Below are 15,648 nucleotides of genomic sequence, written 5' to 3'. Positions count from 1 at the left end.
ATCGTTCATCAGTAGAATTGCTGCCAGGTTGAGTACTTGAGCGAAGATGGCTTTGCCGTCGCTACACGGTTGTTGACAGGGAATCAGGGAATGAGAATGGTGGTGTCCGTGAGGATCCCTGAAAGCGCCAATATTCAACTTAATGGAGGCTAAAGAATTGCCATGGCTATCGTTGGAGACCTCCAAGAATTTTCCCTTCCCGATCTGTTGCAGCTCATCGAAAAAGGCAGCAAAACAGGTCAACTTTCCGTCTGGGCCCCAAACGGCATCTACAAAATCTGGTTTTACCAAGGTCGGGTGATTGCAGCTCTGCCCCCCGAAGAGGAACATCGCTTGGAGGGTTTGCTGGCCCGCTCCGGCCTGGTTAGCGAGCGGGTGGTGGAAAAGCTGGCCTCTTTCTGTGGCCCGGAAGAGCCGCTGGGGCGGTGTCTGCAGCGGCAGGGGTTAATTTCGCCTGTGGCTTTGGCCAAGCTCTTTCGCCACCAACTGCAGGTAGGTCTCTACAGCTTGTTTGCCCTGGAAGCGGGCCAGTTCAGCTTCTTGCCTAGTGTGCGCCTGCCCTATCGCGAGATGACCGGCCTGAGCAAGGGTGCCAGTGCCGTGGTTTTGGAAGCGCTGCAGCAGCTCAAGCTGGACCAGCGTCCTGAAGAAAGTCTGCCGCAGCCGGACAGCTACTTCTGGCGCACCAGCACCGAGCTGCCCTTGTACAAGCTCTCTGCCTTGGAGTGGGGGATCCTAGAGCAGGTTTCGCCTTCGCGCAGGCTAACTGACGTGGCCCGGGCGTTGGGTGCAGATCTTCTGGAAGTTCGCTATGCCTGTGCTCGCCTGGCCAAGCTGGGGCTCATCAGCCCCTGTGATGGCCCAACGGCCATTGTTCCCTCTTTGCTGGTTTCGGACAAGTTGACGGCGGTGGCAGAAAGCTTGGAAGCTGCGAAGGAAAAGCCGAGCACCAAACTACCCTCTTTCTCACAGGGAAGCGACCGGGTTAAGCCCTCCCTCGTCTCGCGGCTGGCTACTTTGCTGAGGGGGGTTCGGGATAAGTGAGAGATTTTTGAGCGAGGAGATCTTCTGGCAGATCTTTGCAGTACTATTTCTACAGCAGATAGAAGTATCAGCAAATAGATACGAGAAAAAATGACAAAAAGTCTTGAAAGCAGGGAGAGAAAGGATGGCTAATTTATCCTCTTTGCAAGCAATTCTCCAGAATTACGTTTCCAGCACGCCGGAAGTTCAAGGAGCAGCAGTGGTCACGCCAGATGGCTTGCCTCTGGCCTCTGCATTGCCGGCAGGCATGGACGAAGAAAGGGCATCGGCCATGTCGGCGGCTATGCTTTCTCTGGGGGAACGAATTGGGAAAGAGCTGAGCCGCGGAGCCATAGAGAGAATTTTTGTGCAGGGAGAAAAAGGGTACGGCGTTTTAACCAGTTGCGGACCTGACGCCGTTTTGCTGACGCTAGCCAGCCATGAAGTTAAGCAAGGCTTGCTCTTTTTGGAAATGAAGCGAGTGGCCGCAAGCATTGCAGAAGCGATGAAGTAGGCAAGCTAAGCAGGGAAGCTGGGTTTTGGTTTTCGCTTGATTTTGAGGGAACTATGACTATCAAACCTTTGGAGCTGCTGCAAGTCTTGATCTCGCGCACCGAATTTACAGACGAAGACAGGAAGATTTTGCAGCAAAGTGCCGACTGGGGCAGCAGCATCGCCACAGAAATGTCGGATGCCTTTTACGGCTATTTGGATCGCGATGCTGAGATGGCAGCTGTTATTGCTAAGCACAACCGGCAACGGCTGGGCCAGACTTTTACGGACTGGTTTAAGGAAATGTTTACAGGCATGGACAACTGGGGCCCCCAGTACGCCGAGCGCCGCTGGAAAATTGGCCTAGTTCATGTGCGCGTTGGCATTGGCCCTCAACACGTGGTGCCGGCCATGGCCACGGTTGTGCAGGAGGTGAGCCGCCGGCTGGTCAAAGAGGGCAAGCCCGAGCAACTGCGGATGAGCCTGAGCAAGGTCTGCATGATCGATCTCTCCTTTATCGAGCAAGCCTATCTGGAGGTGGCTTACAACGCTGTGCAGCAGGAAACGGGCATGAGCGAGGCGTTGTTTAAGCGTCTTATTGCCACCGGCGCCAGCAACTTAGCTTCTTAATTCGGCAAGGGCTCTAGGGGCAGATTTAGGCTAGGGGTTTAGGGCAGGGGCTGACTATGGACAACATTCTCCGCATCGTCGTAACCGGGCCGGTGGGGGCTGGAAAGTCCACTTTTATCCGCACCATTAGTGAGATCGAAGTGGTCGATACAGATCGCAAGGCCACCGATGAGGTGGCAGAGCTGAAGCAGAGCACAACGGTCAGCATGGACTTTGGCCGCCTGAGGATCGGAGAAGAGGAAGAAGAGATGTGGCTGCATCTCTACGGCACCCCCGGCCAGGCCCGCTTCAGCTTTATGTGGGATATTTTAATCCAGCGCGCTCATGGCTACGTTCTTCTGGTGCCTGCCCACCTGCCTGGCCAGTTTCGCAATGCCCAGGCCATTCAAGCCTTTATGAGGTCCAGAACCCGTGCTCCCTCAGTTATTGGGATCACCCATGTCGATCACCCCAATGCCTGGGATCCGGAAGACATTTTGCTGATCCTGAACAACCAAGACGGCTCAATTCCCCACACGACCTTAAATGCTCAAGAGCCGGCTTCTGTGGCCAACACGCTGCTCCTATTGGTTGAGCAACTGATGCCCCAGGTGGTTGTCTGAGAGGGGGTAGCTGAGACGGCTCGACCTGCTCCGATTTCTCTTAGATGCTGACTCCGCAGCAGAAGATGCTAAGAAATGTTAAGCTAAGGAGGACTGGGATCAGGTAAGCTTCATGGAGTCTCTTTACGCTGGCGGCGAGTTTTCCCGTAGCTTTGTCAACCCCCCTATCTACTCGGCCATTGCCCTGCTCAGCTTCTTCGCGGTTATTTTCGGCATCATCTTTAAAGACAAGTTGGAGTACCAGGTAGCTCTTTGGCAGCAGAACCGAGAGAGCCAGGGGCAGATTCGCTACCGCACGCCGGGGGTGATCCTCACCTATACTCTCTGCTGTGTGTTTACCTTCGGCTTTGTGGCTGCCTGTTTGAACGTGTTTGGCCTATCTTTGGGCTTGGCTGCTCTGGTGGGCGGGATCCTTGTCTTCAGCACAGCAGGATTGATCTGGTGGCGGCTGGGATCCCTGATGGAGCTGTTGGCGGTGGGGGGATCCCAAGCGGTTGACATCGACTCCTACGGGGCAGGAGCTGTTTTAGATCCTGAGGCAGCGACGCCCACGGAAGGAAAATAGGGTACTGATGCAGAACTTTTGGCAGGCCGTCGCTCAGCACCTTTCTGAAATCACAGGGGATCCCTTGCATCCTCTACACTACCGTCCCCGGGGCGGGGGCAGCATCAACGCCGCCTACCAGCTTTCCTGTGTGCTTCAGGCTTCTTCTGGCCAGGAAAGACGGGACTACTTTGTCAAGGTGGCGGGGGGAGGAGAAAGAGCGCTGGAGATGTTTGCAGCAGAGGCGGCGGGCCTGCAAACCTTGGCGGCGGCCAATGCCGTGCGGGTGCCACAGCCGATTGCCTGGGGATCCTTGGATGGGCAGGCTTACCTGGTGCTGGAATACCTGGAGCTGAGTTCGCCCCGCCCCCAAACGGGAAGTTTGCTGGGATCCCAGTTGGCCCAGTTACACCGCACGCTCTCCCCCAACGGCCACTACGGCTGGGATCGCAACAACACCATCGGCTCGACGCCGCAGATCAACAGTTGGCGACAGAACTGGCTGGACTTCTACCGGGAACAGCGACTGCTCTACCAGGTCAAGCTGGCTTGTCAGCGGGGTTACCGCGGCGCATGGGTGGCGCAAGCCGAGCGGGTAATGGCGGAGCTAGAGACTTTCTTTCTGGACTACCGACCCGTCCCGTCTCTGCTGCACGGGGATCTCTGGGGCGGCAACTACGGCGCCTTGCCCGACGGCTCGCCGGTGATTTTTGACCCAGCCACCTACTACGGGGATCGGGAGACGGATTTGGCGATGACCGAGCTTTTTGGCGGCTTCCCGGCAGAGTTCTACCGGGCTTATCAAGAGGCCTATCCCCTGGACGAGGGGTATTGCCAGCGCAAGCCCCTCTACCAGCTCTACCACTGGCTCAACCATCTCAACTTGTTTGGAGAGGGCTACCTGGGCTCAGTGCAGCGGGCCTTGCAGCAATGCTTAAGCTTTCTTGGATGAATCTCCCGCCCCCAAGGATGATTGCGCCCAGTTACTGGTTCCTTAGTGGCTCTTTGCTGGCGCAGCCTCTCCTGCCATGACCACAGCTCCCATATCTCCCAGCAAACGGGACTGGTTGCGCAATACCCCCAACAGGTTCAGCCGGTTGGCCCGCAGCCTGGGATCCGGATCCATGACCAAAACCGCCTCGAAAAAACGATCCACTGCGGGGGCTGCTGCCTGCAGGCCCTCCACCAGTGGGGTAAAGTCTCCTTGGAGGGCTGGCTCCACCCCCAGGCGGTAAACCCTCTGGCAAGCCTCGTACAGCTCCCGTTCTGCCGCCTCCTGCAACAGGTCGGCATCCACAGCCGCTGCCGGATCCAGCACGGCGCTGTCCAAGTCTCCCTGGGCGGCCAGGCGGGCACAGCGATTGAGGGTGGGGTAGAGATCCGCCAATTCCCCGGTGGCTCGCAGGTGTTGCAGGTACTCAGCCCGCAGCAGGGTGAGGGGCAGGTTGGCTAAGGCTCGCCGAGGGAGGTCGGACTTTGCTGGCTCCCCCTCTTGCAGCGCTTCTGGATCCCCAACCACTGCCCTGACCAGGTCGTAATCAATCCGCTTTTCCTCCTGCAGAAGGATTTGCAGCCGCTGCAGCAAAAACTCCTGCAAAGCCTTCAAGGTCTTCTCGTCGCCTGCCGCGTAGTCCTGCACCACCCTCTGCAACAGGGAGTTGAAGTCAAAGGTCCAGCCGGCATCCCAGGCAATCAACACCAGGCTGTTGGCGGCCCGCCGCAGGGCAAAGCGATCCGAAGAACCAGTAGGGATCTGCCCCAAGCGAAACATGCCCACCAGGGTATCGAGGCGATCCGCCCAGCCCACCACCCGTCCGGTTAAAGAGGCGGGCAAGGCCTCCCCTGCCCCCAGGGGCCAGTAGTGTTGTTCGATCCCCTCCGCCACCGCCTCCGGTTCCCCATCCTGCCGGGCGTACTCGGCGCCCATGATCCCCTGCAGCTCGGGAAACTCGTACACCATCTGGGTCACCAGATCCGCCTTGCACAGGTAAGCGGTGCGATCCACCAGCGCCTGCTCCTGCGGATCCAACTTCAAGGCAGCGGCGATGAGACGGCTAATTTGGCGGATGCGCTCCACCTTGTCGCGCATGGATCCCAGCCCTTCGGCAAAGGTAACTGCCTGCAGGCGTTCCACCCGCTGGGCCAACGGGATCCGCCGATCCTCCTCGTAGAAAAAGCGAGCATCGGCCAGGCGTGCCCGCACCACCCGGCTGTTGCCTGCTGCAATCCGCTCTGCTTGCCGGGGGTCGCCGTTGGAGATGGTGATGAAGTAGGGCAGCAGTTTTCCGGGATCCCGCCCATCCCGCACTGGGAAGTAGCGCTGGTGGGTGATCATCACCGTCTCGATCACCGCCACGGGCAATCGCAAAAACTCCGGCTCAAAGCGCCCCAGAACCGCCGTCGGCCACTCCACCAACTGCACCACCTCCCGCAGCAGAGAGGAAGGGATCTGCGCTTGCCCGTTCACCTGCCTGGCCAGCTTGGCCACCTCCGCCTGGATGTGCGCTGCCCGCGCCGCCGGATCGGGGCTGACCCCGGCCGCTTGCATTTGCTGAACATAGCTCTCGGCCCGCTCCAGGACAACCTGCTGGGATCCCAAGACGCGGTGGCCACGGCTTACCCGACCAGCCACTAAGCCTGACGGAGGATTGCCGTCAGGGGTAGGCCAGAGCAGAGGCAGCACCTGATCGTCCCAGAGGGAGACCAGCCAGCGGATGGGGCGGGGAAACTTGAACTCCCCGTAGCCCCAGCGCATCAGCCGCTTGCCGCTCAAGGAGGTGATCCAGGTGGGCGCCAATTCCTGGAGCACCGCCGCCGTCGGTCGGCCCCGCACCCGCTGCACGGCAAAGACAAAGGATCCCTTGCCCACCTGCCGGATCTCCAGGCTAGCGGGATCCACCCCCTGTTTTTGGGCAAATTTTTCCCCGGCGGGGGTGAGCCGGCCATCTTGGTAGGCCACCTGCACTGGCGGCCCCTTCACCTCTAGGACGCGATCCGGCTGCTGGGTGGGCAACCCCTGCAACAGAACCGCCAGGCGGCGTGGCGTGCCGAAAAGCTGCATCTCCTCGGCCTGCAGATGGGCCTCTGCCAAAGAGGCCGGGATCCCTGTTCGCCACTGCTCTAGAGCCGAATCGACAAAACTGGCCGGCAGCTCCTCACAGCCGACTTCCAGCAAATAGGCCACCATATAACCCTATCGATAACAATTTTTGTTGCTTTTTCTAGCCTCAAAGCTCTCAGTTTACCAGGAGAGCTGGAGCGCAGTTTAGCAGTTTAAGAGTTTAGACCAGCTTGGACAAGAGTTGGATGGCAATCCCCGCTAAGTTGACTCCATATCATCAAGAACTCGATCTCCCTGGCGCAAGGGGTGAGCCGGATCCCTTGGCAGGTGCACCACGATAATAGAAAGGCTAGGCCGGCTGCGGGCGATGATCTCCGGCTCGCGGCCCAGACGGGAGCGGCTGCGGGCTTCGCTGGGGATCAATATCAGCACATCCCCCGGCCGCAGCGCTTTGAGCACCTCGGCCACCAGGCCCCCTTGCACCCGCTGGAGCGGCAGATGGGCGGGGCTTTCTGGGGCCAGGGCGGGGGAGCGCTCTCGCGGCGGTTGGGTTTGCACCAAGAGAATCTGCAGCGCCGCCTTCAACTCCCCGGCCAGCGCCTGCGCCAGCCCAATTGTCTGCTGCAGGGATCCGGAAGACACTTCCAACTCGGGGGCTGCCAAGAGGATGCGCTGTGTCGTCTCGATCGGGACGGGAAACCGTGTAATCAACACCGGGATCCCCACCTGGCGCACCACCGCATCGATGACGCTGCCGAAGAAATTCTCCGCATAGGTGGAGTAGCCCTTCCAGCCCAGGATCACCAAGGTCGCCTGCCGTTCTGCTGCCGAGCGAACGATCCCTTTTTCCACCGAGTCATCCACCCGGCGAATGGCTTCCACTCGGGCCACGGCGCTGTGGGCCAGAGCTTCGGCAAAGGTCAACAATTGCTCTTGCCGGGCCAAAGCTGCCGGCGAGATCCCGGCGCGGTCAGACAAGACGTGCAGCGGCAGCAGCGTCCCCCCTTCTTTTTTGACCAAAATCAACGCCAACCGCAGCAGGTTGCTTTCGGTATCGGGGTTGGCCACCGGCACCAAGACGCGGGATCCCCAGGCCGGTTTGGGCAAGTCGCCGGCTTCTGCCGCCACCTCCGCAGGCTGGAGTTGCTCGCCCCAGCGGGCCACGATCCAAGGCGAGGCAATGCAGGTAACCAGGATCATGGCGATGGTGCCGTTCACCGTCAGCTCATCCACCAACTCCACCTGAAAAGCCACCGTGATCGCCGCCAGGGTAGCCGCCGCCTGAGCCATCGACAAACCGAACATGATCATCGTGCTGGCAAAGCGCCAGCCAAACAGTTGGGCCGGGATCCAAGCGGCCAGAAACTTGCTCACCACCTCCGCTGCGATCATCACCCCGCCCACCAGCAGCGTGCGCGGCTCGCCGAAGAGGATGCCGGGATTGATCAGCATCCCCACCGAGATCAAGAAAAACGGCACAAACAACGTGTTGCCGATAAACTGAATGCGGTTCATGAGGGGGCTGAGCTGGGGGATGATGGGGGTGATGGCCGTCCCGGCCAAAAAGGCGCCCACCACCGGCTCAATGCCGATCAACCCCGCTCCGTAGGCCACCACGAACAAGGTGGCAATCACAAAGGTAAACTCTGCCCCCTCGTCGTGGCCAAAGCGCCGGAAAAACCAACCGCCCAGCTTGGGCACCCCCCAGAGGGTGGTCAAGGTGTAGAGGGCAATCGAGGGGATCAGCGTCAGCCAAAATTGCAGCGTCAGCTCGCCTTGGTGGGCGCGCACCACCACCGCCAGCACCAACAACGCCAAGACATTGGTAATTAGCGTCGCCCCCAAGGTGGCCGTCACCGTCTGCAAGCGCATCAGGCCCAACTTGGAGACGATCGGCAGGGCGATGAGGGTATGGGAGGCAAAACACGAGGCCACCAGCACCGCCGCCAAAAAGCCATACCCCAAAGCCAGCATGGCCGCCGTGCCGATCACCATTGGCAACAGAAAGGTGAGCGCCCCAAAGATGCTGGCCTTCCAGGCATTTAGCTTCAGATCCTCCAGGCTGGTCTCCAGCCCGGCCATGAACATGAGAAACAGCAGCCCCACGGTGCCCAATAAGACGATGGTCTCGTCCCGCTGCAGGATGCCCAAGCCGTAGGGCCCCACCACCAAGCCGGCCAAGATCAGGCCGATGATCCCCGGCAGGCGCAGCCGCTCAAACAGCAGCGGCGCCACCAGCATGATCGTCAGGATGATCAGGAACACCAGCACCGGGTTTTTCACCGGGCCGAGCGTGGCCAGAGGGATCCCTGAGATTTGCAGCCAGCTAGCTCGCATAAATACCCGACAGACACCAACGCAGAGACTCGGCAAAGCGCCCGCCTGAGTCTATCAGATTCATCCAGATCCAGATAGCTCCCCATCGCTCGCAGCCTTCGTCCAGTCTTCAATCTCCGACAGGACGTTTAACAAGCATTCAAAATACATCAAAAACACGCTGGGAATGAAGACAGCCTGGCGGTGGCGCCCGCAAAGAGGCGAGAGAAACTTTCGAGAGACACCCATTAAAATCGGAGGGTACATGCTCTTGGGCCGCTTATGAACCAGCTTGCTCCTGGAAAAGTGATCGGTCAGCGCTATCAACTGGTTCAGAGCATTGCGGCAGGGGGCATGGGGCAGGTGTTCAAGGCTGTGGATACCCGCCTGTTCAATCGCCCGGTGGCGGTGAAGCTGTTGCACCAGAACTTGGCAGGCGATGAAAACACCCGTCGTCACTTGCTCAAGCGCTTTCAGCAGGAAATTCGCATCAGCACGCTGCTGGGGGAGCACCCGGCCATTGTCAAGGTGCTGGATTACGGCCTGGAGAACAACCAACCCTATCTGGTGATGGAATACCTGACGGGGCGCAGCTTGGGAGAACTGCTGCTCAAGCAGCCGCTGCTGCCGCCGCAACAGGTGGTGAAGATCGCCCGCCAGGTGTGTGCTGGCCTCTACTACGCCCACAACTTGGAGACCGAGCAAGATGGCCACCTCATCAAGGGGGTGATCCATCGCGACATCAAGCCCAGCAATCTCTTTGTCTTGAAAGATGAGACCCTGGGGGAGACGGTCAAGATCCTGGATTTCGGCATTGCCAAGCTGCTCAGCGATGTTTCCCTGGCCCTCGGCACCCAAACCACCGGCTTTTTGGGCACAGTGCGCTACGCCTCTCCCGAACAGGTGCGCGGCGAGGAACTGGATCCCCGCTCCGATATCTACTCGTTCGGCGTGGTGCTCTACCGCATGCTGACCGGTCAACACCCCCTAAAACCGAAGACCGATTCTTTTCCCGGTTGGTACGAGGCCCACAATTACCAACAGCCTCGGCCCTTCGACCGCTCCCAGTTGCCCCATGAGATCCCGCCGGCGCTGGAGGAAGTGGTGCTTGCTTGTCTGGCTAAAGATCCCGGCCAGCGGCCCCCGAATATGAAGCTCCTCAGCGACCAATTGGAGGGATCCCTGCAATCTGACAGCAGCGCCGGCTCTGCCCTCACCCCCCCTCCAACAACCTCGCCCTTTTCCGAGCGCACCCTGGCAGCCCTCGATGATCAGGAAGGCGCCCATCGGCTCAGCGCCCAGCCGGAGCCCAAAGGTAGGCCGCTCCCCCTTTGGGGAGGGATAGCCCTTTTGGCCGCCATTGCCGGGAGCACTTTTTGGGGCCTGCGTCTGCTCTTGGATCCGGGCACAGGCATGGAGAGACCGCCTGCCGTTCCGCTGCCCCCTGCCACCGATGGGCAGCAAGCCATCCCGGAGCCGCTGCTGGACTGGCTGCTGCGGGATCCAGCGGGTGAGCCAGCGTTTGAAGATGATCCGGATCCGGCTCGGGACAACCCTCAAGACCCTCCTCAACCCGAACCCACGCCCACACCGGCAACCGCCCCAGCACCCCCGCCCACTTCGCCGCCCCCCCCACCCACCCCTGTCCCCGCTGCGCCCCCGCCCCGACCGGTTGCAGTGCCCACACCCGCTGCTCCACCTTCTCCAGCTCGTGTCCCAGCCAAGCCTCTCCCCCCACAGCCCATCAACCAACCCTTGTTTCCCCCCATCAATCGGGCCGCTCCTCCTGCTGCCTCCCCCACCCCTGCCCAAAACCCCACGCCCAGTTTCCTGGAACGCCTGCGCGAAGAGCGGGAACGCTTGGGGAAGGACTAGGCCGAAAAAAAAGGGATCCCTGAGGATCCCCTAGCAAAGAGCTGGGCAAGGCTAGTCCTCGATGGGATCCCCCGTCAGAGGATCCCAGAAGAGAGTCAGTCAGGCAGCAGCCAGCCGGGCATTGGCGGCATCCCAGTTCACTAGGTGCTCCAGGTAGGCGCTGATGAAGTCGGGCCGCCGGTTTTGGTAGTCCAGGTAGTAGGCGTGCTCCCAGACATCCAAAGTGAGCAGGGGCACTTGGCCGTGCACCAGCGGGTTTTCGGCGTTGGGGGTTTTGGTAACCTTGAGGGTGCCGTTGTCCAGCACCAGCCAGGCCCAGCCGCTGCCAAACTGGGTGGCCGCCGCCGTTTTGAAGGCCTCGACAAACTTGTCGTAGCCGCCAAAATCGGCGTTGATCTTGTCGGCGATGGGCCCCGTCGGCGCGCCGCCCCCACCTGGCTTCATGGATTCCCAGAAAAAGGTGTGGTTCCAGACCTGGGCGGCATTGTTGAAGATGCCCACTTTGTCGGGATCCCCAAACGTGGTCTTGATAATTTCTTCTAGCGACTTATTGGCCAGCTCGGTGCCTTCGATCAGCTTGTTTAGGTTGGCCACGTAGGCGGCGTGGTGCTTGCCGTGGTGGTAGGAGAAGGTTTCCGCCGACATATAGGGCTTGAGGGCGTCGGCAGGGTAGGGCAGAGCCGGGAGTTCAAAAGCCATAATCGTCTGTCCTCTGTGTCTTGTGCAAAGAATGCAAGAAAGGACGCAGCGAAGGCAAAGATAAATCGGACAACGGCGTTACCTTTCTTTGCAGTCTTAGTGTAACTCAGAATGATTACGCTTTGGGATCCCCTCGCCATTTCCGTGCAGGCTGAGACCGTCCCCTCCTCTCCAAGCAGGGGGCTAGAGCTAACAGGATCCCTGCCGCAGCAGCTCGATCAGCAAGGGGGCGACATCCCGCAGCAGCGGGATCAAAACGGCGGTGATGGCGGCAACAGTCACCACATTGCGGGTGAAGTTAAGGGTGTCGCGGCTGAGCTGGAAAAACCGCTCGTCCCAGCGTTTGACCTCGGCCTCCAGGCGTTCCTCAGCCCTGGCGACGCGCTCCTCGGCGTTGGCGATGCGTTCCTCAGCTTTGGCGATGCGCTCCTCAGCCTTGGCAATGCGCTCCTCGGTGCCGGCAATGGTCTGCAGCACCTCTTGGTTTTGCCGGGTCAGTTGGGCGATGGCCTGGGCGTTGGCCTCGACGGCGCGCTCGATGCGCGCCAGCCGCTCCTCGCTATTGCTCATGGCCGGGGGGGAAGAAATTGCTGGGGGCTGGGGAAGTCTTGGGGTGGGATCCCTTGCAGGGCCTCGCTCATGAAGCGCTTCCAGGTGGGGGCGACAAAGGCGCCTCCTGCCGTGCCCGGCAACATAGGGGAGTTGTTGTCGTTGCCGATCCAAATGGCGGTGGACAGTTGCGGCACATAGCCGATGAACCAGGCGTCGCGAAAATCGGAAGTGGTGCCGGTTTTGCCGGCCACCGGGCGCCCATCGTCCAGACGGGCCGCCGTCCCCGTGCCCTGGGTCACCACCCCCTTGAGGATCTGGTTGAGGGTGGCCACCGCCCAGGGATCCAAAACCCGCTGCGGCTGGGGCTTGGCCTCGAAGAGAATCTGACCGTTGCGATCCACCACCTGAGCCAAGAGAGTTGGCTCCACCCGGTAGCCGCCATTGGCAAACACCGCATAGCTGGCGGCCATTTCCAGGGGGCTGACGCTGGCCGAGCCCAGGGCCGTGGCCAAGTTGGGAAACATCTCGGCACTGATGCCCGTGGCCTGGGCTGCCGCAATGACGTTGCGGATCCCGACTTCATCTGCCAGCTTGACGGTGGGCACGTTGCGGGAGAGCTCCAAGGCGCGGGCAAAGGTGAGGGGGCCGTAGAAGGTGTTGTCGTAGTTTTTCGGGCTGTAGGGAGGCGAGCCAGGATAGGTGATGGGAGTGTCGTAGAGGATGCTGTTGGGCCCGTAGCGGCCGGTAGCCAGAGCCGCGTAGTACACATAGGGCTTAAAGGTGGATCCCGTTTGGCGAAAGGCTTGGGTGGCGCGGTTAAATTGGCCCCGTTGGGCGTTGATGCCGCCCACCAGGGCCTTGACATAGCCGGTGCGGGGATCCACCGCCGCCAGGGCCATCTGGTCGGCCCGGCGAGCAGCTCCGATGCGGGGCCCATCTTCGTTGACAATGCGCTCTGCCAGGCGTTGCAGCCGCAGGTCGATGGTGGCCTGCACCCGCAGCCCTCCCTGCAGTAGGGCTTGTTCGCCGTAGCGGCGCCGCAGCTCCGCCTCGATGGCGTCGGTAACCGCCGGGGCGTTGCTCTGGAAGGAGGTGATGCGGCCCAAGGTCAATTCTTGCTCCCGTGCCGCCTGGGCCTCTTCCGGGGTAACCCAGTTCAGCTCCACCAGGCGATCCAGCACCAGCCGCTGCCGTCGCTTGGCCCCTTCCAGGTTGCGAAAGGGGCTGAGGATTTCCGGGGCCGGCAGGATCCCGGCCAACATCGCTGCTTCCGCCAAGTTCAGTTCCGCCGCATCTTTGTTGAAGTAGCTGCGGGCCGCCGCCTGGATGCCGTAGAGGTTGTGCCCCCAGTACACCTGGTTGAGGTACATCTCCAGGATCTCGTCTTTGGTAAAGACTTGCTCCAGCCGCACCGCCAGCACAATCTCGGCCACCTTGCGGCTGAGGGTGCGCTCCGGCTTTAGAAAAAGGTTTTTCACCAACTGCATCGTCAGGGTGGATCCACCCCCCGCCGAGCCCCATCCCCCCTCGACGCTGCCCAAGAGTGCCCGGCCCAAGCTGACCGGGTTGATGCCGGGGTGGGTGTAGAAATGGCTGTCTTCAATAGCCAGCAGCGCTTTCTTCATCTCCGGGGAGACTTCTTCGAGGGAGATTACCTCCCGGTTGGCTTCCCCGTGGAGGCTAGCAATGGGCTCGCCGTGGATATCGACAATGTGGGTGGTGGCCACCGGCACGTAGTTCCGCAATTGACGCACATCGGGCAGGTTGCGGAAGCTGATGGCCAACCCCATCAAGCCGGCAGCCGTCGCTGTAGATCCCAAGAGCAGGGATCCCAGCAACAGGTTGCCCACCGTGGCGGCGGCCTGAGCTCTCCAGGAGGGGCGAGCGGGTCGGGCGGCGTCGGCATACTCGTCATACCCCGGAAAGGGGCGGCTGTAAGGATGCTGCGAAGCCGAATTCCTAGCCCAGCGGGCCGATGGTCTGCGACCGTAGGTCACCTCAAAAACCCCGTCACTTCAGCGTTGCGGAGCGACCGCAAGTCTGACCCATTATAGGGCGGCGCTTCTTAGGCCGGCAGGGGATCCTTTCCCTCTCTGAGTGGGCCAAATCCGGGTGAGCGTGGGGGGTTTCCGAGTGCTTTGTCTGCTGGCTGCTGGGATCCCCAGTTCCCTACCAGCCCGGATCTCGACATGCTGTTTCGCAGGGCAGGCGGCTGCCTCGCCGCTATCTCGCCCCAGAAGGGCGGCAAGATTGTTATCGACGTGCGAAAAACTCAGTTAGAACTGCTTAGCAAACTTTTCTGCAAAAGGGATCCCTGTCCCACCGCGTTGAGATCTTGCGCCTGGAAGCGCTATCTCGATATCCAGGACTCTTGTCATTGGCAGTGTTGGCAGGGCCAGAAGATCCAGGGCAGCGTCTTGCCAGGTGGCTAGAGCAATAGCCGAGATACGAAACTGCGGCAAGAAGAGGAAGTATCTGGGGTGTTTCCACATCCCTTCCCGCAAGCGGGCCATAGGTCTGGGAGTTGGGGTTACGGCGTCCCCTGCGATGCAAACCGCATGCTCTGGGCAGCTCGGCAAGTGGGAGCCATCCCACAAGCTGAGAAAGCCCCCCCTGGCAGAGCGCTGCGCGGAAGCAAGCTATAGCCGTGGGGAGAACATCAAGGAAGACCTGTCTGAGACCTTCCGCTGCAAGGGAGATGTCTGCGCCGGCAGCGCTCTGGATCCCGGAAGGAAGCTGTAGGCTGGATTAGGTTCTCGATGCAACGGGCCGAGTTCGACCAACCTTGACTGCTACTGATTGGGGATCCCGGCGCAACTTGCCTGAGCAAATCGGCTCGATGCAGGGGCCACGGGTTTTGATCTGTGGCTACCACGGCTACGGCAATGCCGGCGACGAGGCGTTGTTGCTGGCCCTACTGCGGCAACTCCAGCAGTTGTCCGGCCCTGTACAGCCGGTGGTGCTCTCTCCTCGCCCCGCGGAAACGGCTGCCACCTATGGGGTACTGGCCTGCCCGCGCTTCGATGGCTGGGCTTTGCGGCGCTATCTGAGGCAGTCTCAAGCTTTTATCTGGGGTGGGGGCAGCCTGCTGCAGGATCGCACCAGTTGGCGCAGCCCCCTCTACTACCTGGGACTGATGCTCTGGGCCCAGCGGCGGGGGCTGAAAACCTTGGCCTGGGCCCAGGGGATCGGGCCGTTGCAGCGGGGCTGGATCCGCGAGCTGGCCCGCCGCGCTCTAGCAGGTTGTACAGCCATCAGCGTGCGCGACGCCGTTGCTTCTCAATGGCTGCGAGCCTGGGGGATCCCCCATCAGGTGGCCCCGGATCCGGTTTGGGGCCTGCCCTCCAAAACCCTGCTGGAGTGGGAAAGATGGCCTCAGCCCCGCATTGCCGTGGTCTTGCGGCAGCATCCCCAGCTCACTCCAGCGCGATTGGAGATTTTGGCTGAGGGCCTGAGACGCCTCCAGGCTGCCACCGGAGCTTATCTGCTTTTGCTGCCCTTCCAACTGGCTCCGCCTGGATCCCCCGACCTGGGGCCAGACTACCGCTTGGCGCAACGGCTGCAACAGCGCTTGCCCGGCCACAGCCAGGTGTTGGAAATTCGGGATCCCTATCTTTTAAAGGGGGTCTTTCGGGGGGTGAAATTGGCAATTGTGATGCGCTACCACGGCCTGGTGATGGCGGCAGCCGAGGGCTGTGCCTGCTTTGGCCTCAGCTACGATCCCAAGGTGACAACGCTGCTTGAGGAATTGGGCATGCCCGGCTGGGATCTCGAGGCGATCCCAGAGGATCCGGAAGCTTTGCACCGGGCTTGGTTGGCCTGCTATGCCGATGGGCCGGCCCTCGGCCCTGACC

At 60.8% G+C, this 15,648-nt stretch carries 13 protein-coding genes; 8 read left to right on the top strand and 5 right to left on the bottom strand.

What is annotated here, in order from left to right; genetic code table 11:
• The first annotated feature begins 162 nt into the window (after window positions 1-162).
• The 6 genes from NW809_RS04905 to NW809_RS04880 all read left to right on the top strand — a co-directional run bounded on the left by NW809_RS04905 (window position 163) and on the right by NW809_RS04880 (window position 4,243).
• Window positions 163-1,044: a DUF4388 domain-containing protein gene (locus NW809_RS04905; RefSeq protein WP_414401653.1), complete on the top strand. Its 882-nt coding sequence runs from the start codon at window positions 163-165 to the stop codon at window positions 1,042-1,044.
• A gap of 124 nt (window positions 1,045-1,168) precedes the next feature.
• Window positions 1,169-1,537 carry a roadblock/LC7 domain-containing protein gene (locus NW809_RS04900; RefSeq protein WP_011431637.1) on the top strand — a complete coding sequence of 123 codons (369 nt, stop codon included), beginning with the start codon at window positions 1,169-1,171 and terminating at the stop codon, window positions 1,535-1,537.
• Window positions 1,538-1,590: 53 nt separating this feature from the next.
• The gene (locus NW809_RS04895) at window positions 1,591-2,145 is read left to right on the top strand and encodes a protoglobin domain-containing protein (protein WP_011431636.1); all 555 of its coding nucleotides are present in this window, start codon (window positions 1,591-1,593) and stop codon (window positions 2,143-2,145) included.
• A 56-nt stretch (window positions 2,146-2,201) separates the two neighbouring features.
• Entirely contained in the window at window positions 2,202-2,747 is a 546-nt protein-coding gene (locus NW809_RS04890) for a GTP-binding protein (RefSeq protein ID WP_414401652.1), read from the top strand.
• Window positions 2,748-2,859: 112 nt separating this feature from the next.
• Entirely contained in the window at window positions 2,860-3,312 is a 453-nt protein-coding gene (locus NW809_RS04885) for a hypothetical protein (RefSeq protein WP_011431634.1), read from the top strand.
• Between the two features lie 7 nt (window positions 3,313-3,319).
• Complete coding sequence (locus NW809_RS04880) at window positions 3,320-4,243, top strand: fructosamine kinase family protein (protein ID WP_414401651.1); 924 nt, start codon at window positions 3,320-3,322, stop codon at window positions 4,241-4,243.
• Between the two features lie 42 nt (window positions 4,244-4,285).
• Here NW809_RS04880 and glyS read toward each other — a convergent pair whose 3' ends face one another.
• Both glyS and NW809_RS04870 read right to left on the bottom strand, forming a co-directional pair.
• On the bottom strand, window positions 4,286-6,478 hold the full coding sequence (gene glyS, locus NW809_RS04875) for a glycine--tRNA ligase subunit beta (protein ID WP_414401650.1): 2,193 nt from the start codon (window positions 6,476-6,478) through the stop codon (window positions 4,286-4,288).
• 132 nt (window positions 6,479-6,610) lie between these two features.
• The gene (locus tag NW809_RS04870; RefSeq protein WP_414401649.1) at window positions 6,611-8,689 is read right to left on the bottom strand and encodes a cation:proton antiporter; all 2,079 of its coding nucleotides are present in this window, start codon (window positions 8,687-8,689) and stop codon (window positions 6,611-6,613) included.
• A gap of 261 nt (window positions 8,690-8,950) precedes the next feature.
• Here NW809_RS04870 and NW809_RS04865 point away from each other — a divergent pair, with 261 nt between their 5' ends.
• Window positions 8,951-10,543 carry a serine/threonine protein kinase gene (locus tag NW809_RS04865; RefSeq protein WP_414401648.1) on the top strand — a complete coding sequence of 531 codons (1,593 nt, stop codon included), beginning with the start codon at window positions 8,951-8,953 and terminating at the stop codon, window positions 10,541-10,543.
• A 99-nt stretch (window positions 10,544-10,642) separates the two neighbouring features.
• Here the strand turns inward: NW809_RS04865 and NW809_RS04860 are convergent, their stop codons facing one another.
• The 3 genes from NW809_RS04860 to NW809_RS04850 form a co-directional block, all read right to left on the bottom strand.
• Window positions 10,643-11,242 carry a superoxide dismutase gene (locus NW809_RS04860; RefSeq protein WP_011431628.1) on the bottom strand — a complete coding sequence of 200 codons (600 nt, stop codon included), beginning with the start codon at window positions 11,240-11,242 and terminating at the stop codon, window positions 10,643-10,645.
• A gap of 189 nt (window positions 11,243-11,431) precedes the next feature.
• Complete coding sequence (locus NW809_RS04855) at window positions 11,432-11,812, bottom strand: hypothetical protein (RefSeq protein WP_414401647.1); 381 nt, start codon at window positions 11,810-11,812, stop codon at window positions 11,432-11,434.
• Window positions 11,809-13,791 carry a transglycosylase domain-containing protein gene (locus tag NW809_RS04850; RefSeq protein ID WP_414401646.1) on the bottom strand — a complete coding sequence of 661 codons (1,983 nt, stop codon included), beginning with the start codon at window positions 13,789-13,791 and terminating at the stop codon, window positions 11,809-11,811. Before NW809_RS04850 ends, NW809_RS04855 begins: the two co-directional genes overlap by 4 nt.
• 788 nt (window positions 13,792-14,579) lie before the next feature.
• Between NW809_RS04850 and csaB the strand changes: the two genes are divergently transcribed.
• Window positions 14,580-15,648: polysaccharide pyruvyl transferase CsaB (gene csaB, locus NW809_RS04845; RefSeq protein ID WP_414401645.1), on the top strand; the 1,069-nt coding region annotated here is incomplete at its 3' end.

Origin of the sequence: Synechococcus sp. WC101 (genome assembly GCF_047461555.1) — a bacterium.
GTDB lineage: Bacteria > Cyanobacteriota > Cyanobacteriia > Thermostichales > Thermostichaceae > Thermostichus.
The sequence above is the reverse complement of the archived record's forward strand: the minus strand, read 5'-3'. Positions and strand labels throughout refer to the sequence as shown.